This window comes from Bombilactobacillus sp. ESL1197 (genome assembly GCF_058107145.1).
Window position 1 is genome coordinate 1,109,177 of sequence record NZ_JBYLTY010000001.1, and the last position, 20,115, is coordinate 1,129,291.

A 20,115-nucleotide genomic window follows, 5' to 3' on the forward strand; every position below is an offset into this window, starting at 1 on the left:
CGATGGAACGAACAAATTATTGCGGCTTGATTGATGAAAAATATCTGAATCAAGAAGTAACCTTAGCTGGTTGGGTTCAAAAGAAACGAAATTTAGGTAATTTAATTTTTGTGGATTTACGTGACCGTGAGGGGATTGTTCAGTTAGTATTTAATCAAGAAAATGGCTCAGAAATTTTAAAGCAAGCGGATCAACTGCATTCGGAATACGTAATTAGTGTTCAAGGGACAGTTGTGGCTCGCTCCCAAGAGGCTATTAATGCTGAGATGAAGACTGGTAAAGTCGAAGTTAAAGTCAGCACCTTAGAAATTTTGAATCGTGCCAAGACGGTACCGTTTAATATTGAAGATGATGTTGATGCGAGTGAAGAAACTAAATTAAAATATCGGTATTTAGACTTACGGCGGCCTGAGATGCAAGCGGGGTTACGCATTCGTTCCCAAATTATGGCCACGGTGCACCAATACTTTGACCAGCACGGTTTTATCAACATTGAAACGCCCGATTTGGCCAAGTCGACGCCTGAAGGTGCGCGTGATTATTTGGTACCCTCACGAGTTTATCCAGGCAGCTTTTATGCTTTACCACAATCACCGCAACTGTTTAAGCAATTATTGATGGGCGCTGGGTTTGATCGCTATTATCAAGTGGCACGTTGTTTTCGGGATGAAGATTTGCGCGGCGATCGCCAACCGGAATTTACGCAAATTGATATGGAAACTAGTTTCTTGAGTGCGCAACAAATCCAAGATTTGACTGAGGGCTTAATTGCTCAAGTCATGCATGATGTCAAGGGGATTGATGTTCAGTTACCATTTCCGCGGTTGACTTGGAATGAAGCTATGGATCGGTTTGGGTCAGATAAACCTGACACCCGGTTTGGCATGGAGTTACAAGATCTCAGTGATTTATTTAAGGACTCAACTTTTAAAGTCTTTCAAAGTGCACTAGCTAATCAAGGACAAGTCAAAGCGATTGTTGTTAAAAATGCTGCTGATCAATACTCACGTAAAAAGATTGAAGCCCAACAAGAATATATTAAACGCTTTGGTGCCAAAGGCTTGGCCTGGATCAAAGTTAATGATGACCAATTAACGGGTCCTGTCGCAAAATTTGTACAAGATCAAGCTGCAGCTTTAAAAGCACGTTTAGCTTTAGCTAATAATGATTTAGTTTTATTTGTTGCAGATAGTCGCAAAGTCTGTGCTGATTCCTTAGGTTATTTACGGAAACACTTTGCGAAAGAATTAAAACTCTATGATGAAGATCAATTTAATTTCCTATGGGTCGTTGATTGGCCGTTGTTTGAATATGATGAGGGCATTGAGCGCTGGACGGCGGCACATCATCCATTCACGATGCCTAACGAAGAAGATGTGGCTTTATTGGAGACAGATCCGCATAAAGCTCACGCGCAAAGTTACGATATTGTCTTGAATGGTTATGAGTTGGGCGGGGGCTCGATTCGGATTCATACACGTGATATTCAAGAAAAAATGTTTAAAGCGTTAGACTTCACGAAAGAACGAGCACAAGAACAATTTGGCTTTTTGCTAGATGCCTTAGATTATGGTTTTCCACCACATGGCGGCCTAGCAATTGGCCTGGATCGTTTCGCCATGCTCTTAGCGCACCGGGATAATATTCGCGATGTCATTGCCTTTCCAAAGAATTCGAAAGCGTCTGAACCTATGATGCAAGCACCAGCACCCGTAGCGAAAAACCAGTTAACAGATTTAGATTTAGAAATTAAAAAGTAGCATATCTAATGAAGATTACCTCCTAATCCTTTAAAATAATGGCTTAGGAGGTAATTTTTTATGTATGAAAAACAAAAACAACAATTAACACCTTTACAATATCAAGTAACACAAGAGCAAGGTACAGAGCGCGCATTTGATAATCAATATGATGACTTTTTTGAACCGGGGATTTATGTGGATATTGTGAGTGGAGAACCACTATTTTCTTCAGCTAAAAAATATCAATCTGGTTGTGGTTGGCCCGCATTCAGTCAACCAATTGCTCCGTTGACGCAAAGAAGAGATTCTAGTCACCATATGGAGCGTGTGGAAGTTCGCAGTAAACAAGCCAATTCCCATTTGGGACATGTCTTTACCGACGGACCACAGGAAGATGGGGGGTTACGTTACTGTATTAATTCGGCGGCTTTGAAGTTTATCCCTTTAGCACAAATGGAAGCTGCTGGTTATGGTAAATATATTGATCTAGTAAAAACGACCTCTAAATAAACTTTTTTTCTAGAAATAATGTGTTAAAGTATTTAATGCAAGTAAATCTATAAAGGACTTTACACATTGATGAAGGAAATAGAACAAGTTTTAAAACGATATCGTACTTTGACTAAATTATCAGTCGCAGTGGTTTATGCTGTCTGTGTCTCAATTGCGGTGAATATCTTTTGGACGCCAGGTCATATCTATGGTTCCGGTATTACTGGTTTTGCCCAATTGATTGCCACTTTACTGAATCGTTGGTTGGCAATATCAGTACCCGTGGCATTTTTATATGCTTTGTTCAATTTACCTTTGTTAGTTTTATCCTGGAAAAAAATCGGACACAATTTTACGATCTTTACGGTCATCGCGGTTGCTTTATCTACGATTCTCATGCGGTTATTACCACCAGTTAAGGTACAATTTGATCCTATTATTTGTGCAATTTTTGGGGGAGTGTTTAATGGCTTTGGCACGGGGCTCGCGCTCAAAAATGAGTTGTCGACTGGTGGCTTAGATATTATCGGGATTGTGTTACGCAAAAAAGTCGGTAAAAGTGTCGGCACAATTAATTTGTCCTTTAACTTGATTATTGTCATTGGCTCTGGTTTTCTTTTTGGTTGGGTTCATGCGTTATACACAATTTTGAGCATATTTATCAATAGTCGTTTAATTGATGCTTTATATACTCGTGATCAAAAATTACAAGTCATTATTGTGACATCACACGCGCAGCAAGTGATTCACCAAATTCAAGACGAAATGCGACGGGGCATTACGATTGTGAACGATGTGGAAGGCGCTTATCGGCATACTAAAAAGACGATGTTGTTTACGGTTATTTCACAGTATGAATTACCCTTGTTTCGTCAAGCTATGCATCAATCCGATCCCTATGCTTTTGTGAGCATCACTGAAGCCAAAATGATTATGGGACGGTTTTATCAAGAACACATTTATTAACATATAAAAGACCTAACATCAAGATTTTGGTCGTCATGACTATCTGATTAGTTAGGTCTTTTTTATTTGCCTTTGTTTAATTTTTTAATTAGTAGTAAAGCTGTTCAAATGTAAATTATCTTCAATAATGGCTGCTACTTCTTCGATAGATTTGTTAGCCACGTTAATAACTAGGCAACCTAACTTTTCATAAAGTTGTGTAGCATAGTTTAATTCTTGTTTGATTTTATCACTACTGGAATAATTATTTTGAGCAGGTAAACCGTATGAGAGCATTCGCTGTTCACGAATCTTTTGAAGTACTTCCTCATCATTGGTTAAACCAATGATTTTATGAGGATCAACTTGCCACAGTTCAGGCGGTAATTGAACCTGCGGTACTAAGGGCAAATTCATCGCTTTGATTTGCTGATTAGCCAAATAAAAAGTTAATGGTGTTTTAGAAGTTCGAGAAATACCGAGTAAAACAACATCAGCTTCTAACATGCTGTGCGGATTTTTTCCATCATCATTTTCCGCGGCAAAGTCAATAGCTTCAATGCGCTTAAAATATTGGGAACTTAGTTTTCGGGCGGCACCGATTTCATGCGAAGCCGTTTTGCCGGTAAAAGCTTCAATGGTTGACAAGTAAGGGTTCAAAATATCAAAACACAACATGTTTTGATCATGTTTAAAATCTTTCACGATCTGATCTAATTGCGGACTACTCAGTGTGTAAAAAACAATCGCTTGTTCTGCTTGAGCACGTTTTAAGATTGCGGTTAATTTAGGGACGTCATTAACAAATGAGTATCTTTTTTGCGTCATTTGAATTTGAGGAAATTGGGCTAACATGGAGCGAGAAAAATTAGTTGTGGTTTCACCAGAAGAATCGGAAATCGTATAAACTATTTGTTTCAACATAATCACCTACTGTTTTTCTTTCAAATTAGCATTTTTATTTTAAAAAAGCTAGTCAAAGTCGGTAAATTATGGTTTCAACTTATCGAATTGTTTGTTATACTAGTTAAGAACTGTTGTAATAAACGGTTACGTAATGAAGCGGAAGGAGGGATATCATATGGCTAAGACCGTTGTTCGTGAGAACGAGTCTCTTGATGATGCTCTTCGTCGGTTTAAACGTTCTGTTTCTAAGAGTGGTACTCTTCAAGAATACCGTAAACGTGAGTTTTACGAGAAACCTAGTGTAAAACGTAAGCTGAAATCTGAAGCTGCACGTAAGCGTAATAAGAAGAGAAGAAGACGTTAAGAATTCGGGGTGTGATAGGGAATGTCCCTCACTGATCAATTAATGACTGACATGAAAGTTGCCATGAAAAGTCATGACAAGACCGGTTTGTCAGTTATCAGAATGCTTAAATCAGCTTTGATGAACAAGAAGATCGAAGTCGGTCATGATTTGACTGCGGATGAAGAAAATCAAGTAGTTGTTTCGCAAATGAAGCAACAAAAAGATTCTTTAGCAGAATTTGAAAAAGGTCATCGGGACGATTTAGTTGCAGAAACTAAGTCTCAAATGGCTATTTTACAAAATTACATGCCGCAACAACTATCAGAAGCTGAAGTTCGTCAACTGATTCAACAAACTGCCACTGACATAGGCGCAGAATCAAAAGCTGATTTTGGTAAATTAATGAAAGCTGTGATGGCCCAAGTTAAGGGACAGGCAGATGGTTCATTGGTTAATAAAATTGTCAAAGAAGTACTGCAATAACGTACTAAGGTTAAAGTGATTTTGCTTTAGCCTTTTTCTTTAGCTTCAATTTGTAATAAAATAAGAGATAGATCCAAGTTAGAGGCTATGAGCACAAATATAAAAGTTCCAATCTAAATGGGATTTTAAAGATTTAATTTTTTAGGTCTAGCTACTAATTTTAGAAATAAAATTGTGCTCAGAAATTGGTTCATAATTGGGATTAATTTAATTTTATAAAATAAGTTCTGAACGAAGGACAGGAGAAATTTTATTTGACAGTTGAAATAACTAAATCGTTTTATTTACAAAGTAATGATGATGCGGTGCTATTTGGCAGTAATGATGCTAATTTGACTATTTTGGCAGAAAAATTGTTACTGAAAATTCATCCTTTTGGTAATCGTGTCGACTTAAGTGGAGCAAATGATGCCGTTAATCTAGCTTTACAAATTCTCAAAGTTCTCAGTCGTTTGCAACACTCGGGTATTCAGATTGGTCAAGCAGATGTAGTTAGTGCTGTACAAATGGCACAAGCCGGCACCTTAGAATACTTTGAAGATCTTTATAATGAAATTTTATTGCGGGATGCGAAGGGAAAACCAATTCGTGTACGTAACCTCGGACAACGTAATTATATTAAAACTATTCAAAAAAATGATATTACTTTTGGCATTGGGCCCGCGGGAACTGGTAAAACTTATTTAGCAGTGGTGATGGCTGTAGCAGCGCTAAAAAAAGGTCGCGTTAAAAAATTGATTTTGACCCGACCAGCAGTGGAAGCCGGCGAAAATTTAGGCTTTTTGCCAGGAGATTTAAAAGAAAAAGTGGATCCATATTTACGTCCCATTTATGATGCGTTGTATTCAATTTTAGGAACCGAACAAACTAATCGTTATTTGGAACGAGAAATCATTGAAGTAGCTCCTTTAGCGTACATGCGTGGTCGGACACTAGATGAAGCCTTTGTGTTGTTAGATGAAGCACAAAATACGACGCATGAACAAATGAAGATGTTTTTGACGCGCTTAGGCTTTGATTCCAAAATGGTAGTCAATGGCGATCCCACACAGATTGATTTGCCTCGGCGTTCACCCAGTGGGTTGTTACAAGCACAACAAATTTTACGTAACTTAGCACATATTGGTTTTGTAGATTTCCAGTCCGGCGACGTAGTTCGTCATCCAGTGGTAGCGGAAGTGATCGAAGCTTATGCTAAAGTTAATAGGAGTAAAGAATGAACTTAGAAATTTATGACGAACAACACTTACTTGATAACAAACATTTAGATTTAGTCCAGCGCTTATTTGAGGCAGGGGCAAAAAAAATTGCCTTACCTGAAAACACAGAAGCCTCAATTACTTTTTGTACTTCCGAGCAAATTCATCAAATTAATCTCAAATATCGACAAACAGATCGACCAACGGATGTCATTAGTTTTGCTTTAGAGGATGGTGATGACGATGGCATTAGTTCACAGGCTTTAGCAGCAGAATTTGGTATTCCACGCAACATTGGTGACTTGTTTATTTGTCCGGAAGTGGTCACTAAACAAGCACAAGAATATGGACATTCTTTTGAGCGAGAACTAGGTTATACTGTCGTTCATGGCTTGTTGCATCTATCTGGTTGGGATCATATTAAACCAAAGGAAGCTGAGCAAATGTTCAGTTTGCAGCGGGAAATTTTAGCAGATTTTGGTTTGAAGCGGTAATTCAATTGAAAAAGGGGTTGGCAGAATAATGGAAACTAAGCAGTTAATGGATTTAGCAACAAAAATGTTGGATAAAGCTTATACACCGTATTCGCATTTTCAAGTTGGTGCTGCACTTTTAACCCAGGATGGTCAATTATTTGGTGGTTGTAATATTGAAAATGCTTCTTATGGTTTGACTAATTGTGCTGAAAGAACCGCTATTTTTCAGGCAGTTGCGCATGGTCAACGGCAATTTCAAGCTTTATTAATTACTGGCAATACTCCCGGTCCGATTGCCCCATGTGGTGCTTGTCGGCAAGTGATTAGTGAATTTTGTGATCCGCAAATGCCCGTTTTTTTGACAAATCAAACAGGAGCAATCCAACAAGTCAGTGTGGAACAATTGTTGCCAGGAGCTTTTACAACAGGAGATTTAGAACATGGTAGATAATTTTCGTTCGGGTTTTGTGGCAATTATTGGTGAACCGAATGTCGGGAAGTCCACTTTAATGAATCGTATTTTGGGGAGTGAAATTTCGATTATTTCTCCCAAAGCACAAACCACACGTAATAAAATTCAAGGTATTTATACAGATGAGCAACAGCAAATCATTTTTGTAGATACCCCTGGCGTCCATACACCGAAGAATAATCTGGATCAGTATATGGATAAAGCAGCTTTTTCAGCTTTAACTGAAGTCGATTTAATTTTATTAATGGTTAGCGCTCAAAAATCTGTCACGAAAACTTTACAAAATATTATTGCCAAATTACAGACAGTCCAAGTACCAGTTTTTTTGGTAATTAATAAAATTGATTTGGTTCATCCAGACATCTTGTTGCCGCTGATTGAACAATATAGTAACTTATTACATTTTCAAGAAGTGTTTCCCGTCTCGGCGACTCAAGGCAATAATGTGGCGGAGTTATTGACTGCTATTGGGCAGCAATTGCCTGTTGGACCGCAATATTATCCGGCTGATCAAATTAGCGATCATCCCGAATATTTTGTCGTTGCAGAAATTATTCGGGAGAAAATTCTAGAATTAACGCGGCAAGAGGTTCCACATTCAGTAGCAGTCGTGGTGGAACAAATGAATCAACATTTAAATAATAAATTGCAAATTGATGCTACTATTTATGTGGAACGCGATAGTCAAAAGAAGATTATCATTGGTAGTAAGGGTTCTTTACTCAAACAAATTGGGATTCGTTCGCGTCGAAAATTGGAAGACTTGCTGGGTGAGAAAATCAATTTGAAATTATGGATCAAAGTCCAAAAAAATTGGCGCGAAGATCCGCTATTTTTAGCACGAATTGGTTATTCACTGAAAGATTTGCAGTAATGATGGTTCAGCGTAATCAAAATTTTCAAGGTTTGGTCTTACGCAATCAGGATTATCATGAAAACGATCAACTGGTGTGGTTGTTAACTGATCAATTTGGCATTGTGACTTTTTTGGCTCGTGGGGTTAAAAAAGCACAATCGAAACAACGCGGCTTAGTTTTGCCTTTTACGTATGGTCAGTATCAAGGGACGATTAATACGTCGGGATTTTCTTATTTAAGTGATGCTTTAAATTTGCACCAGTTGCAAACTGTGGCGCAGGACATTGAGCTGAATGCTTATGTCACTTATCAAAATGATTTGATTTTACGCGCTTTTAGTGGTCAAAAAGTTTCTTTGGCCTGGTACCGACAAATTTTAGCAGCCCAAAAATTAATTGATCGGCAATTGGATCCAGAAATTATTACTAATGTTTTGGAACTACAACTGCTCAAGCCGTTTGGTGTAGCTCCTAATTTGACTAGTTGTGTGGTTGGTGGCGAACGCCAAGGAACTTTTGATTATTCTTTAAGTTTCGGTGGTATTTTATGTAGTCGCCATTGGACGAGAGATCAACATCGTTTGCATTTAGCCCCCAAAGTAGTGGCTTATTTGCGTTTTTTGGCGCAGTTAGATTTACAAAAAGTGGGTAAAATACAAGTTTCTGATTCGATTAAGGCTCAGTTGCGAAAAACTTTGGACTTAATTTATCAAGATAATGTGGGCGTTTATCCAAAAAGTAAAAAATTTTTGGAACAAATGTTTCGCTGGCAATTATAGAACTTTGAATTAATTAGAGGTTGAGCAATTTAAATGGAAGATTTTTTACAAGTTATGCAACAACATACTTCAGTGCGCGATTTTCAAGATCGGGCTCTTGATGAAGTAACGAAACAAAAATTAATTACGGCGGCACGAAGTAATGCCTCGTCTAATTTTGTGCAAGCATTTTCTATTTTAGAAATTCATGATGCAACATTGCGCCGCAATTTGGGACAATTGGCGAATTGTGAACCTTACGTCGTACACAGTGGTGTCTTTTATGTGTTTATTGCGGATTTGTATCGGCAAAAAGTTTTATTGGAGCAAAATCGGCAAAATATTGCGAGTTTAACTAATTTAGAATCATTGTTGGTCAGTGTCGTCGATACAACTATTAGTGCCCAGAGTATGGTTATCGCTGCTGAACAGTTGGGGTTAGGCATTTGTTACATTGGTGGGATTCGCAATGATCTTTTCAAAGTGGCCGAGTGGTTAAATTTGCCGTCATTGACCGTGCCATTATTTGGTCTAACTATTGGTTATCCTCAGACTAAAAATCAAGTCAAACCGCGCTTACCAGTGGCTAATCAGGTGAACGTTGATACTTATCCGCGCCAACAGTTTGCGGATTTAACAGCATATCAAGCTCAAACTGCAGCTTATTATCAAAAGCGCGCGCAAAATGCTCAGCAAAGTGATTGGCTACAAAAAAATCGAGCTTTTTTCAAAGAAATCCGGCGGCCGGAAGTGGCGAAATTTGTGCGCCAGCAAGGCTTTGTGTTGTAATTGGATAAAGAAGAGTTGACAGTCTTCTAAAGACTGCTAAAATTAAGATGTTTGTACAGCGAGTGTGGTTAGTGAGAGCACATGTAGATTAAAATGGCGAATTGATTTAATTAATAATGAAGAGCAGGCTGTGAGGCCTGAAATAGGGTGGAACCGCGAAGTTATTCGTCCCTATGCAATTTTTTGAGATTGCATAGGGCTTTTTTTGTGAAATGAGGTAGAAAATTGGAAAAAAAATTGAATGTACAAAACATGATTTTAACCTTACAGCAATTTTGGAGTGAAAAAGGCTGTATGTTGATGCAAGCTTATGATACAGAAAAAGGCGCGGGGACTATGAGTCCGTATACTTTTTTGCGGGCTATTGGTCCTGAGCCGTGGAATGCCGCTTATGTTGAGCCATCCCGGCGCCCAGCTGATGGTCGTTATGGCGATAATCCCAACCGCCTATATCAACATCACCAATTTCAAGTGGTTATGAAACCATCACCGTTAAATATTCAAGAATACTATTTAGACAGTTTAAAGGCCTTAGGGATTGATCCCTTAGAACATGATATCCGTTTTGTGGAAGATAACTGGGAGAACCCATCAATGGGTTGTGCTGGTGTTGGTTGGGAAGTTTGGCTTGACGGGATGGAAGTTTCCCAGTTTACCTATTTCCAGCAAGTGGGTGGATTAAGCGCTGATCCAGTGACGAGTGAAATTACTTATGGCGTCGAGCGCTTGGCTTCTTATATTCAAGATGTTGATTCGGTGTTCGATTTGGAATGGGGCAATGGCGTCCGGTATGGTGATATCTTTAAAGAACCGGAATATGAACATTCCAAATATGCCTTTGAAGAAAGTGATCAGACCATGCTCTTACAATTCTTCAATGACTATGAAAAAGAAGCGCAACGTTTAATTGATTTGGGCTTAGTACATCCAGCATACGACTATATTCTAAAGTGTAGTCATACGTTTAATTTGTTAGATGCACGCGGTGCGGTTTCTGTCACTGAACGGGCTGGCTTTATGCACCGCATTCGGTCGATGGCCCATCGAGTCGCCAAAGCTTTTGTGGCCGAACGGCAAAAATTAGGTTTTCCATTATTAGATGAAGCCACACGTCAAAAATTATTAAAGGAGCAAACTAATGACTAAAGATTTTTTATTAGAATTAGGTTTAGAAGAAATGCCTGCCCATGTGGTAACTAGTACAGAGCAGCAATTAGCCCAAAAGGTGGCCGCTTATTTACAGGAGGCCAATCTGGCTCACGGGTCAATTGAACAATTTTCCACACCACGGCGCTTAGCACTTTTAATTCATGATGTGGCCGAACAGCAACCCGATCAAGAACTTGAGGTCAAAGGTCCTGCCAAAAAGATTGCACAAGATGAACAAGGTAATTGGAGTAAAGCGGCCCAAGGTTTTGTTCGCGGTCAACAATTAAGCACCGACGATATTTATTTTAAAGAATTAAAAGGTACGCCCTATGTTTACGTCAAAAAGCAAATTTTCGGCAAACCGGCCGCGGAAATTTTGGCTGGTTTAATTAAGCCCTTATCCGAATTAACTTTTCCGACACGCATGCGCTGGAATAAATTTGATTTTGAATATATTCGGCCGATCCATTGGTTAGTTGCGCTGTTGGATCAAGAAGTTATTCCCATGCAATTATTAAATATTCATGCTGGTAATCAAACTCAGGGCCATCGCTTTTTAGGAACGACGATTACTTTAGAAAAAGCCAGTGATTACCAACAAGCTCTGGCTGATGACTTTGTCATTGTTGATGCAGCCCAGCGTAAAGCTTTAATTCAAGAACAGATTCAAGCTTTGGCGAAGCAGAATCATTGGGTCGTTGATTTAGATGAAGACTTGTTAGAGGAAGTTACTAACTTAGTTGAGTACCCCACAGCATTTGCTGGCAAATTTGCCGCCAAGTATTTAAAAATACCAGAAGAAGTGCTCATTACTTCAATGAAAGATAATCAACGTTATTTTTATGTGCGCGATGAACAAGGCCAATTAGCACCTTACTTTATTGGGGTACGTAATGGGAACCAAACACATTTAGATAACGTGATTGCTGGAAACGAAAAAGTGCTGGTCGCACGGCTGGAAGATGCCGCCTTCTTCTTTGCGGAAGATCAAAAGCATACTTTGTCAGAGTACGTTTCGCGTCTTCAACAAGTTACGTTTCATGATAAAATTGGTTCCATGTCTGAAAAAATGCAACGTACACAGATTATTGCCGATTTATTAGCGCAAAAATTTAATTTGTCCCCGCAGGAACACCAAGATGTTTTACGGGCGAGTGCCATTTATAAATTTGATTTGGTAACGGAAATGGTCGGCGAATTTTCGGAATTGCAGGGAGTGATGGGCGAAAAGTATGCGCTGATTTTTGGCGAACGGCCAGCAGTTGCGCAAGCGATTCGCGAACACTATCAACCTACTTCTTCAGAAGGCCAGTTGCCGCAATCTAAAGTCGGGCAAGTCTTATCTTTAGCTGACAAAATTGAAAGTTTACTCAGCTTTTTTGCGGTAGATTTAATTCCTAATGGTTCTAATGATCCGTATGGTTTAAGACGGCAAGCCATTGGAATTGTGCGGATTTTACAGCAGCAACAATGGCATCTTGATTTTGCTCAATTATTACCTCAGATTGTTCAGTGTTATAACCAAAAGTTAGGTTCAGTTAAGTTTGATTATCTGAAGCATCAAGCGGAATTAGAAGAATTTATTGTAGAACGAGTTCAGCAATTATTAACGCAAGCACAAGTGCCACATGACGTCGTCATGGCGGTGACAGCAATGACAAAAATTGATCCAACTCAGATGATAGCCACTGCTCAAGTATTAAATCAGCATCAAGCAGACTCTGATTATAAGGAGAACATGGAAGCTCTGACGCGAGTATTACGGATTGTGGCTAAGCAAGCAATTGCTGAACAAGAAATTGACACAACTTTATTCCAAAATCCATCTGAGCAACAGTTATTTCAAGCAGTTAATGACTTGAAGGAGCGCTTTGCATCGTTAACGACGCAAGCAAGCTATCAAGCTTTACAAAAATTACAGCCGCTCATTAGTCAATATTTCGAAGAGAACTTGATTATGGATAAAAATGCAGCTGTGCAGCAAAATCGTTTAAATCAGCTGCACCAATTGGCCCAATTAATTTGGCAGTTGGGTGACTTGAATCAATTAGTAATTAAATAGTGTAGTTTTTAAAAGATTGGAACAAAGCAACTAGTAATGGTTGATTAATAGTTCCAATCTTTTTTATTATAATTTTTGAAAGAATAAGGGGAGTAATTACTGTATATGAAGTTTTTTTAACTTGAGAGCTGGTGTTTATTGATAAAATATAATAAAATAATGAAGATTAAATGAACTTAAATTATTTTTTACTAGTTAAATATTGGAAACCAAAGCTGTTCGGACTTAATAATAAACAGCTGATCTAAAAAATTGAAATGGTGTGTGAAATGCAAAAAAAATTATCCTTAACTAAATTACAAACAACCATTGTAGTAATTGATTTTCTTGTTTTTGGCATAATAGGTTATTTAATCCCCTTAGTGGGGGATGATCTTAATTGGTGGAGTAGTTGGGGCACTCATTACTTTACTAGTGGTACATTTTTAACGTATGATGGTCGTTATTTGGGCGATTTATTTATTATTTTGATGAGTCATCTGCCGATAATCAGCTTCTTACTTTACGGAATATGCGCGGTTAGTTTGGTTATTTTATTGAAAACTATTACGCAGGTTGTGTGGCCGGCGGTGGATAGTACTTTAATAATGTTATTATGTTCTTTAGCGCTCTTGTTCTTACCGCCAACGGTGTGGCAACAAATTTGGGGGTGGCGGGCTGGTTTTGCCAATTACGTTCCGTCCATGATTTTTCCCTTGTTTGAGCTCACTTTAATTTTAAATCGACGACATTTACCTTTAACTTTAGCTAAAAAAAATCAAATTTTATTATTTTTCGGAGCACTGCTGAGCCAATTCTTAGCAGAACATATAACATTACTCAATTGTTGTAATGTTCTTTTAATTTATTTATTAATGCGCAAAGTTCTAACGACAGCTTTTATGCATAATTATATCCGCCCGATTGCAGGAGGAACTTTTTTAGGTGCAATTTTAATGTTTGTCAATGGTGCATATCTGCGGATTTTACTAGGACGGGATTCTTATCGCAGTATTAATCATCAACAGTCTAATACGTTAATTAATTATTATAAATTGATGTTTGAGCAACATCCGCACCGAGTGTTTTTATATTTAGTTGGGATAATAGTTTTTGGTTTACTATGTGCTGATAATTATCATCAGTTACATAATCAGCAGTTGCTGACGGTGACAGCTTTGTTAATTGTGGAAGCAATCATTAGTCAATTACCCTTTCTAGTTATTTCACCTTATGGTCCACGGTGTGCTTTTAGCTGGGTATTGTTCAGTTGGTTGGCAGTAATTATCAATATTGTGCCTTGGCTGAATGACACCGCGCATTTCACAATTGGCTTACTGAGTTGTGGTTTGCTCATTGCCGGCTTAACGGGAGTCTTTTTTGCTGAGAATTATCACCAGACGTTTGTGGCGGCTCGAGATTTAGCCCTTTATCAAAGAAAACAAAATTCAGCCCAAACTTATGTATTAGATTATGCTGATGTGGATTTTATTTGGACCAATAATAATAGTCAAGATCACAATTTTCAAGTGTTTTTTGTTAAGCCTAAAAGTCAAGTAATTCCTGTAGCTTATCCAGTCTGGAAGAAGTTAAGCCAAGGCTTAAATTTAAAACAGGTGGTTAATCAAAAAAAGCTTTTAAAACGACTACAGATCGATTTAAAAGCAACGCCTTAATTAAAAATATATCCGGCATTTTAATTTACTAGTGATAAGGATGCGGTTGACCTTTGATTTCGTGCTGCACGTGCTGAAACATATCGTCTAATAATTCGACAATGTGGGGATCATCGACTTGATAAAAAATCTTGATCCCCTGGCGTTGTTTACGAACCAATTGATAACGATATAAAATGCCTAGCTGTTTGGAAATAATCGGTTGTTCAAGCTGCAAATTTTGGACAATCTTGGTGACCGTAACGGGTTGTGTTTGTTGTTTTAAAAAATAAAGAATTTTTAAGCGCGTTTGGTTACCTAATATTTTATAAATTTTAGCTACTTCAGTTAAAACTTGTTCATCAAGGGGATTAATAATCAACACTACCTTTAAAATAATTGAATTAAATGCGTAATTAGTCCACTATCCCAAAAAACATAACAACCAACTGCCACGTAGATGATCTTGGTTAAGGGTTCACTATATTGATGAATGAATTTTTGGATAGTTTTGAAATCACCAATTATTTTAATCATAACAGTAAATATTATAGAAAGCAGTAAAATAAATAAGGTAGCTTCTATAAATTGTTTGCTATTCAAATTAGTCAAAATTGGCAAGAACAAAGACAGGTTACAACCGGAACAAACACTAAGATAGGTCAAAAAAGTGGTCTTTATGGGATGAGTTTGGGTATTATTTTGGTTAACGTCATCATTATCGTGAAAAGCTAAGTAGATGGGAAAAATTCCTAAAATACCGAGTAACCATTCGGGCAAAAAAGTTTGTAAAATTTTACCTAAGCCAAAACTTAGTCCTAATAAAACAATTAACCCTAAGCAATAACCACTAATGACGGGTAGCAAGCGAAAGCGTTGCAGCAACAGTAATAAAATAACAAAGAAATCTAAATTAATGCCGACGAAAGTTAAACCAATTATCCACCAATTCATTAATTAGCCTCCTATATATCAAAAAAGATATATTAATTATATATCTTTTTTTGTATATAGACAAATTACTGAAAAACTAAAACTTTGCATTTTACCAGTTAAACAATTACAATAAAATTAACATTAGGTCAAGTAGTCATATTTTTATATGACTACTTATTTTTCTAAAAAAAGCTGATTTTTTAAAATGGAGTGAAAGCAGATGGTAACGAAAATTCCGGAAGCTTTTATTGAAGAAGTCCGGCAAAAAACGAATATTGTTGACGTTATTGAACCCTATGTTCAACTAAAGAAATCGGGTCGCAATTTATTTGGTCTCTGTCCGTTTCACGAAGAGCGAACTCCTTCGTTTTCAGTTTCAGAAGAGAAGCAAATTTTTCACTGCTTTAGTTGTGGTCGTGGTGGCAATGTTTTTAAGTTTTTGATGGAAATTGAAAGTTTGACTTTTCCAGAAGCTGTTGTGAAAGTGGCAAAGTTTAGTGGTATTACTTTACCAGAACAATATAGTTCAACAGCTAATAAAGAAGTTAATTCCCCTCAAACGACTTTAAAGAAAGATTATCAGACAGTTCAAGAACTATATCATTATATTTTATGTAAAACAGAACTAGGTGAGCCGGCGCTGAATTATCTCCACCAGCGGCAATTGCAAGACGAGACGATTGAGCACTTTCAAATTGGTTATGCCCCAACAGCTGATAATACTTTGACAGAACTTTTGCAAGATCACAAACCAGAACAATTACAAAATTCAGGTTTGTTTGTACAGTCGCAACAAGGTCAGTTATATGATCGTTTTCGAGATCGGGTCATGTTTCCTATTACTGATCAAAGTGGTTCTACGATTGCTTTTTCCGGACGTGTTTGGCATGAACAAAATGAGCAGCAGCCAACTGCTAAATATTTAAATAGTCCTGAAACACCGATTTTTAATAAGAGTCAAACTTTATTTAATCTGGCAGCTGCTAAAAGTGCCATCCGTCAGTTTGGAGCTGCCATCTTGTTTGAAGGCTTTATGGATGTGATTAGTGCTTATCAAGCTGGTGTCGAAAATGGTGTTGCTTCGATGGGAACTAGTCTAACGCAACAACAGCTATATATGTTACATCGAATTACTAACAAATTGGTGATTTGTTATGATGGCGATGCACCGGGAATTAAAGCAGCACACCGTGCTTTAAATTTATTGAAGGATTCGAACTTTGATATTAGCGTGGTAGTCATTCCTAATCAGCAAGATCCAGATGAATTTATTAAAAGTCAAGGCGCTAGTGCTTTTCAAACGCTAGTGCGCAAAAAAGCGTTAACACCGAGTGCTTTTATGTTGGAATATTTAAGTCAGCAATATGATTTGACCAACGATAGTGCTAAAGTAGATTATTTAAACGCGGCCTTAGATTATGTTGTCGGTGATAATTCACCAGTGGAACAAGAATTATATGTGCAACAATTGGCGCAAAGGTTAGGTGTTTCAAAACAAGCTATTCAGCAAGAATTGTTGGATAAACAACGAGCACAGGACTTATTAAAACCCGCTGCTGATTACGGGCAAAATCAACAACAAGATGCCGCCATGGCGGTGAAAGAAGTAACTCCTAGTACCTTAAGTAAAACGGAAAAATCCGAACGAAATTTATTAAATATTGTTTTCCATTTTCCACAAGTAATTGGTATACTGGATAAGCATGTGGATTTTAGTTTTGTTCACGTCCAATATCAAGATATTTTTGATTATTGGGTACGATATTGTCTGACGGTTTCTCAACCGTTAATCGCACAATTTATGGATCAGATTCCAGATAATTTGCGGAATTTGGTCAGTACGATTGAAATGCTGCCCCGTCCTGCTGATTATTCAACAGAGGAAGTTGATGATTATATTAATAATATTATGTATGATCATAAACAGCAGCAATTATCAGAGTACCAAATGCAAATTAAACAGGCGGCCCAAATTGGCGATGCACAGCAAGAATTGCAATTAACGGTTCAATTAGTTACTTTGCGTCAGGAATTAGAACAACTTAAAGTAGCGGCTGAGAAGTAAAGTGTAATAGAGGAGGATTTTTCGTGGCTGAAAGTAAGAAGAAAAAAAGTGTCATCAAATCAAGCAAAGAATTAGAACGTGCAACGAATGATTTGATCAAAAAATATAAAAAAGACGGAAAAATCTCTGAACAAATATTAAATGAACAATTAATCAAGCCTTTTGCCTTAAAAGGCGATTCGATCGGTGAATTGGTTAATCATTTTACTGATAAAGGGGTCAGCATTGTGGATGACCACGGTGATCCTAGTCAGTTAGCTCTCAAGAGTCAAAAAGAAGTCAATCATCATGAATTAAGTGATATGTCGGCGCCAACAGGGGTCAAAATGAACGATCCAGTGCGGATGTACCTCAAAGAAATTGGGCGGGTTCCGCTATTAAATGCACAGGAAGAAGTCGAATTAGCTCAACGTATCGAAAAAGGTGATAATGAAGCTAAACAACAGTTGGCAGAAGCTAATTTACGTTTGGTTGTTTCGATTGCTAAACGTTATGTGGGCCGAGGCATGCACTTCTTAGATTTAATCCAAGAAGGTAATATGGGGTTAATGAAGGCCGTGGAAAAATTCGATTACCGTAAAGGCTTTAAGTTTTCGACTTATGCTACTTGGTGGATTCGCCAGGCAATTACCCGTGCCATTGCAGATCAAGCGCGGACGATTCGGATTCCGGTTCATATGGTGGAAACTATTAACAAACTCATTCGGATTCAACGACAATTACTACAGGATCTAGGACGGGAACCAACACCGGAGGAAATTGGTGCAGAAATGGATATTCCTACGCAAAAGGTGCGTGATATTCTCAAAATTGCCCAAGAACCGGTGTCCTTAGAAACGCCCATTGGTGAAGAAGATGATTCGCATTTGGGTGATTTTATTGAAGATGACGAAGCAACGAGTCCTGAAGATCATGCTTCTTATGAATTACTCAAAGAACAATTGGAAAATGTGTTAGATACGTTGACCGATCGCGAGGAAAATGTTTTGCGTTTACGCTTTGGGTTAGATGATGGCCGCACGAGAACTTTGGAAGAAGTGGGTAAAGTGTTTGGCGTAACTCGTGAGCGGATTCGACAAATTGAAGCGAAAGCCTTGCGCAAACTGAGACATCCCTCAAGATCAAATCAGTTAAAAGATTTTTTGGACTAGATTATTAAAGATTAAAAAAAGACCGCTTAAGCGGCCTTTTTCTTTTAAGAAGTTGAGATAAAAAAAGCAATTATTAAAATCTTCTGGGTGGAAGTGGTGCTGATGTTTAGCTGCTCAGTAATTTGAGAGTTTAATTTTAATGTAGGAAAGTAGGAGGAGTCATCTTTGAAGTTATCACGTCGTTTACAAGCCATTGCTGATTTGGTGCCCGTGACTGCAGCAATGGCCGATATTGGTTCTGATCATGCTTATTTACCGATTTATTTGGTACAGCAACAAATTGTCCAAACTGCGTTTGCTACTGAAGTAGCACCTGGGCCATTAGCAATTTCCAAAAAAGATATTCAACAAGCTGCACTAACTACCAAAATTAAGCCGCGTTTTGGTAATGGTTTGCAGGCACTTAAAGATACTGATTTAGTCCAAACTGCAGTGATTGCCGGCATGGGGGGGCAATTAATTCGGCAGATTTTAGAGCAAGGTCAATCGCAGTTGGCAACGATTAAGTATCTTGTGTTAGAACCTAATAATTATGAATTTCAAGTACGTCAATGGTTAGATCAGCATCAATTTGCCATTACTGCCGAAACAATCGTGCAAGAAGGGCGCCATACTTATGAGATTATGAAAGCTCAATTTAGTGGCAGTCAACCGCAGTTAACGCCAGAGCAACTGATGTTTGGCCCCATTTTACTACAGGAAAAAAGTGGCACTTTTAAAAATAAATGGCAACAGCAATTAAAGCGGAGTAAAATGATGTATTGTAATCTCAAAAATGCAAAACAGCCCCAAGAACAGAAATTGGTATGGGCACAGCAAAGAATTCAACGAATTGAGGAAATCTTGAGATGATTACAGGAGAGCAATTAGTACAAAAAATTGAAGAATTTGCACCATTAGCGTTAAAGATGGGTAATGATCCGACTGGTTTGCAGATTGGTAGTTTACAGCAGCCAGTGCATCGCGTTTTAACAACATTAGACGTTCGACCAGCAGTGGTTCAAGAAGCGCTAGAAAAACAAGTTGATTTTATCTTTGCGCATCATCCCGTAATGTTTCATCCAGCGACTAATTTGGATACTTCTTTACCACAAAACCGGATGTATGCTGATTTGTTAAGCAATCAAATTACAGTTTATGCGGCACATACTAATTTGGATCGGGCGCCTCGTGGAATGAATGATTGGTTAGCGGAATCTTTAGGTTTAACGGACATCCAGCCATTTAATTATGATGAACAACATATTGCTTTAGGGCGCTATGGCAAATTAAAACAACCACTATCTATTGCCGAATTAGGGCAATTGTTAAAAGAAAAATGGCAGTTAACTGGTTTACGGGCGATTGCTAGTGACTTACAGCAAAGCGTGCAAACAATTGGCATTATTGGCGGCAGTGGTAGTTCGTTTTATCAAGCAGCGTTAACTGTACCGGTGGATTTATTGATTACTGGTGATGTTAGTTATCATACCGGACACGATTTATTGGCGGCGCATTTACCCGTTTTAGATCCGGGGCACCATATTGAAGTTATTTTTAGTCAGATGGCCCAGAAGTTGTTACAGCATTGGAATCAACAGTATTCTTGCTGGCAATTAGAAATTTTAGCTTCGACGACTAATACGGAACCATTTCAATTTTTATAAGAGAGGTC

General features: G+C 38.0%; 21 protein-coding genes. 18 read left to right on the forward strand and 3 right to left on the reverse strand.

The features are described 5' to 3' along the window. Positions 1-2: 2 nt before the first annotated feature. From aspS to AC3B6B_RS05265, 3 genes are all read left to right on the forward strand, one after another. Complete coding sequence (gene aspS / locus AC3B6B_RS05255; protein WP_489757618.1) at positions 3-1,760, forward strand: aspartate--tRNA ligase; 1,758 nt, start codon at positions 3-5, stop codon at positions 1,758-1,760. Between the two features lie 60 nt (positions 1,761-1,820). Further along, the gene (msrB, locus tag AC3B6B_RS05260) at positions 1,821-2,252 is read left to right on the forward strand and encodes a peptide-methionine (R)-S-oxide reductase MsrB (protein ID WP_489757619.1); all 432 of its coding nucleotides are present in this window, start codon (positions 1,821-1,823) and stop codon (positions 2,250-2,252) included. Positions 2,253-2,321: 69 nt separating this feature from the next. Further along, on the forward strand, positions 2,322-3,200 hold the full coding sequence (locus AC3B6B_RS05265; protein WP_489757620.1) for a YitT family protein: 879 nt from the start codon (positions 2,322-2,324) through the stop codon (positions 3,198-3,200). A gap of 84 nt (positions 3,201-3,284) precedes the next feature. On the opposite strand, the gene AC3B6B_RS05270 is transcribed toward AC3B6B_RS05265, so the two are convergent. Next, a complete protein-coding gene (locus AC3B6B_RS05270) occupies positions 3,285-4,103 on the reverse strand; it encodes a pyruvate, water dikinase regulatory protein (RefSeq protein ID WP_489757621.1) in 819 nt (272 codons plus the stop codon). A gap of 157 nt (positions 4,104-4,260) precedes the next feature. On the opposite strand from AC3B6B_RS05270, the gene rpsU reads away from it, so the two are divergent. The 11 genes from rpsU to AC3B6B_RS05325 all read left to right on the forward strand — a co-directional run bounded on the left by rpsU (position 4,261) and on the right by AC3B6B_RS05325 (position 14,330). Beyond that, the gene (gene rpsU / locus AC3B6B_RS05275; RefSeq protein ID WP_249512765.1) at positions 4,261-4,449 is read left to right on the forward strand and encodes a 30S ribosomal protein S21; all 189 of its coding nucleotides are present in this window, start codon (positions 4,261-4,263) and stop codon (positions 4,447-4,449) included. 21 nt (positions 4,450-4,470) lie between these two features. Further along, positions 4,471-4,914, forward strand: coding sequence for a GatB/YqeY domain-containing protein (locus AC3B6B_RS05280; RefSeq protein WP_489757622.1), 444 nt, complete (start codon positions 4,471-4,473; stop codon positions 4,912-4,914). Between the two features lie 254 nt (positions 4,915-5,168). Continuing rightward, positions 5,169-6,134, forward strand: coding sequence for a PhoH family protein (locus AC3B6B_RS05285; protein WP_489757623.1), 966 nt, complete (start codon positions 5,169-5,171; stop codon positions 6,132-6,134). Next, positions 6,131-6,607, forward strand: a complete 477-nt coding sequence (ybeY, locus tag AC3B6B_RS05290; RefSeq protein WP_489757624.1) for an rRNA maturation RNase YbeY — start codon at positions 6,131-6,133, stop codon at positions 6,605-6,607. Before AC3B6B_RS05285 ends, ybeY begins: the two co-directional genes overlap by 4 nt. 28 nt (positions 6,608-6,635) lie before the next feature. Next, positions 6,636-7,040, forward strand: coding sequence for a cytidine deaminase (locus AC3B6B_RS05295; protein ID WP_489757625.1), 405 nt, complete (start codon positions 6,636-6,638; stop codon positions 7,038-7,040). Then, a complete protein-coding gene (gene era / locus AC3B6B_RS05300; RefSeq protein WP_489757626.1) occupies positions 7,030-7,935 on the forward strand; it encodes a GTPase Era in 906 nt (301 codons plus the stop codon). The genes AC3B6B_RS05295 and era overlap by 11 nt, the downstream gene beginning before the upstream one ends. Then, entirely contained in the window at positions 7,935-8,696 is a 762-nt protein-coding gene (recO, locus tag AC3B6B_RS05305) for a DNA repair protein RecO (protein ID WP_489757627.1), read from the forward strand. Before era ends, recO begins: the two co-directional genes overlap by 1 nt. A 33-nt stretch (positions 8,697-8,729) precedes the next feature. Next, positions 8,730-9,464 (forward strand): NADPH-dependent oxidoreductase, encoded by a 735-nt coding sequence (locus tag AC3B6B_RS05310; protein ID WP_489757628.1) that lies wholly within the window; start codon positions 8,730-8,732, stop codon positions 9,462-9,464. Between the two features lie 252 nt (positions 9,465-9,716). Continuing rightward, the gene (gene glyQ / locus AC3B6B_RS05315) at positions 9,717-10,610 is read left to right on the forward strand and encodes a glycine--tRNA ligase subunit alpha (RefSeq protein WP_489757716.1); all 894 of its coding nucleotides are present in this window, start codon (positions 9,717-9,719) and stop codon (positions 10,608-10,610) included. Continuing rightward, complete coding sequence (glyS, locus tag AC3B6B_RS05320) at positions 10,603-12,675, forward strand: glycine--tRNA ligase subunit beta (protein WP_489757629.1); 2,073 nt, start codon at positions 10,603-10,605, stop codon at positions 12,673-12,675. Before glyQ ends, glyS begins: the two co-directional genes overlap by 8 nt. A gap of 269 nt (positions 12,676-12,944) precedes the next feature. Next, a complete protein-coding gene (locus tag AC3B6B_RS05325) occupies positions 12,945-14,330 on the forward strand; it encodes a hypothetical protein (RefSeq protein WP_489757630.1) in 1,386 nt (461 codons plus the stop codon). Positions 14,331-14,358: 28 nt separating this feature from the next. Here the strand turns inward: AC3B6B_RS05325 and AC3B6B_RS05330 are convergent, their stop codons facing one another. Together AC3B6B_RS05330 and AC3B6B_RS05335 are read right to left on the reverse strand one after the other, a co-directional pair. After that, the gene (locus AC3B6B_RS05330; RefSeq protein ID WP_489757631.1) at positions 14,359-14,691 is read right to left on the reverse strand and encodes an ArsR/SmtB family transcription factor; all 333 of its coding nucleotides are present in this window, start codon (positions 14,689-14,691) and stop codon (positions 14,359-14,361) included. A gap of 8 nt (positions 14,692-14,699) precedes the next feature. Beyond that, the gene (locus AC3B6B_RS05335; RefSeq protein WP_489757632.1) at positions 14,700-15,263 is read right to left on the reverse strand and encodes a cadmium resistance transporter; all 564 of its coding nucleotides are present in this window, start codon (positions 15,261-15,263) and stop codon (positions 14,700-14,702) included. 202 nt (positions 15,264-15,465) lie between these two features. On the opposite strand from AC3B6B_RS05335, the gene dnaG reads away from it, so the two are divergent. From dnaG to AC3B6B_RS05355, 4 genes are all read left to right on the forward strand, one after another. Further along, the gene (gene dnaG, locus AC3B6B_RS05340) at positions 15,466-17,310 is read left to right on the forward strand and encodes a DNA primase (protein WP_489757633.1); all 1,845 of its coding nucleotides are present in this window, start codon (positions 15,466-15,468) and stop codon (positions 17,308-17,310) included. Between the two features lie 23 nt (positions 17,311-17,333). Next, positions 17,334-18,461, forward strand: a complete 1,128-nt coding sequence (rpoD, locus tag AC3B6B_RS05345; RefSeq protein ID WP_489757634.1) for an RNA polymerase sigma factor RpoD — start codon at positions 17,334-17,336, stop codon at positions 18,459-18,461. Between the two features lie 165 nt (positions 18,462-18,626). After that, positions 18,627-19,313, forward strand: a complete 687-nt coding sequence (locus AC3B6B_RS05350; protein ID WP_489757635.1) for a tRNA (adenine(22)-N(1))-methyltransferase — start codon at positions 18,627-18,629, stop codon at positions 19,311-19,313. Beyond that, the gene (locus AC3B6B_RS05355) at positions 19,310-20,107 is read left to right on the forward strand and encodes a Nif3-like dinuclear metal center hexameric protein (RefSeq protein ID WP_489757636.1); all 798 of its coding nucleotides are present in this window, start codon (positions 19,310-19,312) and stop codon (positions 20,105-20,107) included. Before AC3B6B_RS05350 ends, AC3B6B_RS05355 begins: the two co-directional genes overlap by 4 nt. Positions 20,108-20,115 lie beyond the last annotated feature (8 nt).

What these genes read in the sequence shown, in the direction of transcription:
- recO (WP_489757627.1), top strand. Translation starts at nt 7,935, where the DNA reads ATGATGGTTCAGCGTAATCAAAATTTTCAAGGTTTGGTCTTACGCAAT.
- AC3B6B_RS05310 (WP_489757628.1), top strand. Translation starts at nt 8,730, where the DNA reads ATGGAAGATTTTTTACAAGTTATGCAACAACATACTTCAGTGCGCGAT.
- era (WP_489757626.1), top strand. Translation starts at nt 7,030, where the DNA reads ATGGTAGATAATTTTCGTTCGGGTTTTGTGGCAATTATTGGTGAACCG.
- dnaG (WP_489757633.1), top strand. Translation starts at nt 15,466, where the DNA reads ATGGTAACGAAAATTCCGGAAGCTTTTATTGAAGAAGTCCGGCAAAAA.
- ybeY (WP_489757624.1), top strand. Translation starts at nt 6,131, where the DNA reads ATGAACTTAGAAATTTATGACGAACAACACTTACTTGATAACAAACAT.
- AC3B6B_RS05270 (WP_489757621.1), bottom strand. Translation starts at nt 4,103, where the DNA reads ATGTTGAAACAAATAGTTTATACGATTTCCGATTCTTCTGGTGAAACC.
- rpsU (WP_249512765.1), top strand. Translation starts at nt 4,261, where the DNA reads ATGGCTAAGACCGTTGTTCGTGAGAACGAGTCTCTTGATGATGCTCTT.
- AC3B6B_RS05355 (WP_489757636.1), top strand. Translation starts at nt 19,310, where the DNA reads ATGATTACAGGAGAGCAATTAGTACAAAAAATTGAAGAATTTGCACCA.
- glyS (WP_489757629.1), top strand. Translation starts at nt 10,603, where the DNA reads ATGACTAAAGATTTTTTATTAGAATTAGGTTTAGAAGAAATGCCTGCC.
- AC3B6B_RS05265 (WP_489757620.1), top strand. Translation starts at nt 2,322, where the DNA reads ATGAAGGAAATAGAACAAGTTTTAAAACGATATCGTACTTTGACTAAA.
- AC3B6B_RS05280 (WP_489757622.1), top strand. Translation starts at nt 4,471, where the DNA reads ATGTCCCTCACTGATCAATTAATGACTGACATGAAAGTTGCCATGAAA.
- glyQ (WP_489757716.1), top strand. Translation starts at nt 9,717, where the DNA reads ATGATTTTAACCTTACAGCAATTTTGGAGTGAAAAAGGCTGTATGTTG.
- msrB (WP_489757619.1), top strand. Translation starts at nt 1,821, where the DNA reads ATGTATGAAAAACAAAAACAACAATTAACACCTTTACAATATCAAGTA.
- AC3B6B_RS05295 (WP_489757625.1), top strand. Translation starts at nt 6,636, where the DNA reads ATGGAAACTAAGCAGTTAATGGATTTAGCAACAAAAATGTTGGATAAA.
- AC3B6B_RS05325 (WP_489757630.1), top strand. Translation starts at nt 12,945, where the DNA reads ATGCAAAAAAAATTATCCTTAACTAAATTACAAACAACCATTGTAGTA.
- AC3B6B_RS05335 (WP_489757632.1), bottom strand. Translation starts at nt 15,263, where the DNA reads ATGAATTGGTGGATAATTGGTTTAACTTTCGTCGGCATTAATTTAGAT.
- aspS (WP_489757618.1), top strand. Translation starts at nt 3, where the DNA reads ATGGAACGAACAAATTATTGCGGCTTGATTGATGAAAAATATCTGAAT.